Consider the following 1,594-nt stretch of genomic DNA (forward strand, 5'->3'; position numbering starts at 1 on the left):
CATATGAGCCTCTTGTTGGTCAATAGGTATTAGTCATCTTTTGACCACTTTTTCAAGGTCAATCCAAACCTCTGAGCTAAGCCGTATACTTCATCTGTCATAGTGGCTGTTAAGTCATCGCTTACAGCAAACACATATAGAGGCTCTCTTACGTGATCTCATCACAGCCTGTTGTTTCACCTTCCATAGTGATAACAGGGGCACTAGACATTCATCGGTTAACCCAACACTGGCACTATTCAAGAATCGGGTTGGAATATTCCACCAGTTAGTTTCAGGCTCAAGCTAGGTGTAAACGAATTAGCTCAAAGTATTGATGCACGACCATTCGGTGTCTAATCAAGCCGGGTAGTTACCTAGCGGTGGTATATAAACGAGATAAGGGGTGTTAAACCAGTGACGAATTCACTCACGTTTTCACATACTCTGCATAAGGTGCTAGTTAGACGTTCAGCTCACCGAATGACGTGACTAACCTGCTAAAAATCGTTTTTCATCAAAAGCCTTTTGTCGTTTCAACATAAAATAAACACAGCGTCCAAGTTTATGAGCTAGCGCAGAAAGCGCTTTGGCTTTGCTCATACGTTTTTGTAATTTATTTAGATAAGCTCTGGCCTTGTCATTACCTCTTAGATAAAGTACGGCCATTTCAGAGAAAGCCCATTTAAGGTGTGCATTACCTATTTTATTGCCTTGAGTCCCGTAGGTTTTGCCTGCAGATTCAGCTTTGCATTTTACCAATCGTGAATAGGAGGCAAACTTTTGGACACTGTCAAAGCGTTGAATATCGCCTATTTCATACAAGATAGTCAGAGCGAGTATTTGCCCAACACCGGCAATGGATTTAAGTAAGTAATAGTCTTTAGGGTTATGCTGCTTTGCTTGCTTTTCAATGAACCATTCGACTTTACGCAATTCGGTTTCAATATGTCCAACCATAGTTAAATCAATATCGACATTACGTTGTACGGATATATCCTTAAATACATCGGTCATCTTATCTCTAGCGGCTGGGTAGCGTAAGTTAAGGGAATGAGGGCGATAGTTATATTGACTTACCGTGTTAGTGACATGAGCTTTTAAGTCAGCGCCAAAACGAACAAGCTTGGTTCGTCTACGTAACAAGTCACGGGTGGCACGTAATTCAGTTGGATAGTTATAGGCTAACGGAAAGTTTCCACCTTTGAGTAATTTGGCTATCTTGAATGAGTCAATTTTATCATTCTTTGTTTTGCCGCCGTGAATAGCTTTCATGTATAAAGCGTGGCCGAGTACAAAGTCTATATTGTGTGCTTGGCAAAAGTCACTAATCCAATACCAGCAATGCATACATTCAACGCCGACGATGATATTACCCAGGTAAGGTTGCAATAGAGCAAGTAATTGTTCAGGGGAATCAGCTATCTTTTTATGTACTAGCACTTCACCGAATTCATCAATAATACAGACATAAAGTAGTCGAGCATGTAAATCAATTCCACAATAGTATGGATGTGTATTAGTATAAAAGTTCATTGAGCTTCTCCGTTTGGTTTTGTCACCTATCAGAGTAGCCTAAAAGTTACGCTGATTGGGGAGGCTCAATGAGTATCAA

Annotated in this window: 1 protein-coding gene; it reads right to left on the bottom strand. The window is 40.5% G+C overall.

All coding sequences use genetic code 11. The annotated features are described in order from the left end of the window. Positions 1 to 471: 471 nt before the first annotated feature. Positions 472 to 1,515, bottom strand: a complete 1,044-nt coding sequence (locus tag Q4567_RS22160) for an IS110 family transposase (protein ID WP_303502475.1) — start codon at positions 1,513 to 1,515, stop codon at positions 472 to 474. Between the last annotated feature and the right edge of the window lie 79 nt (positions 1,516 to 1,594).

This window comes from Aliiglaciecola sp. 2_MG-2023 (assembly GCF_030548145.1).
Lineage (GTDB): Bacteria > Pseudomonadota > Gammaproteobacteria > Enterobacterales > Alteromonadaceae > Aliiglaciecola > Aliiglaciecola lipolytica_A.

Excerpts from the sequence above, each read along its gene's own strand:
- Q4567_RS22160 (WP_303502475.1), bottom strand. The coding sequence starts at position 1,515 with ATGAACTTTTATACTAATACACATCCATACTATTGTGGAATTGATTTA.